Source organism: Microbacterium karelineae (genome assembly GCF_009745985.1).
Classification (GTDB): Bacteria; Actinomycetota; Actinomycetes; order Actinomycetales; family Microbacteriaceae; genus Microbacterium; species Microbacterium karelineae.
Genome location: NZ_WFIX01000160.1, coordinates 1 through 607, shown reverse-complemented (window position 1 = coordinate 607; position 607 = coordinate 1). Strand labels below are relative to the sequence as shown.

At 39.4% G+C, this 607-nt stretch carries 1 protein-coding gene; it reads left to right on the top strand.

Annotated features, from left to right (window positions below; genetic code table 11):
• Window positions 1-22: 22 nt before the first annotated feature.
• On the top strand, window positions 23-607 hold a 585-nt coding region (locus GB932_RS22395), incomplete at its 3' end, for a cbb3-type cytochrome c oxidase N-terminal domain-containing protein (protein ID WP_197517233.1).

The window sequence follows — 607 nt, the reverse complement described above, 5'->3', positions numbered from 1 at the left end:
AACTACGATAGGTTTAACGATCATGGCCTTTGAAATGTTCGCCGGAGATTCAGGATATTTTTCTTCTCCTTTTTTCTGGGCGCTGATATTAATTGCCACTATTCTATTGCTGATTATGAACTCTATTGGAGACCTGGTAGAAAATGAAAGTTTCAACAGATTATCCGAGGAAGAAAAGAAACAATATCTGGAAGAAAAGAAAGTTCCTTATTACCAGAAATTATGGAATTCAGCCTTCAAAAAACAAACCGCTACGGAAGAAAAAGATATTCTTATCGACCATGGTTTTGATGGCATTACAGAACTTGACAACTCCCTTCCGAAATGGTGGATCGGTCTGTTCTGGTTCGGATGTATCTTCTGTGCCGTGTACCTGTTTGCTTTTTCTTTCACAGATTATGCTCATCCGGAAGCAGAATACACCAAAGAGACAAAAACGATGTTAGCTTCCATTGCTGAGTATGAGAAAACTGCACCTCAAATCAATCTGGAATCTGCGAAATACAGTGCTGATAATATTGCAGAAGGACAAGAATTGTTTAAAACAAATTGCGTTACCTGCCACGGTGACGGAGGAAAAGGTGGTATAGGTCCTAACCTTACCGAT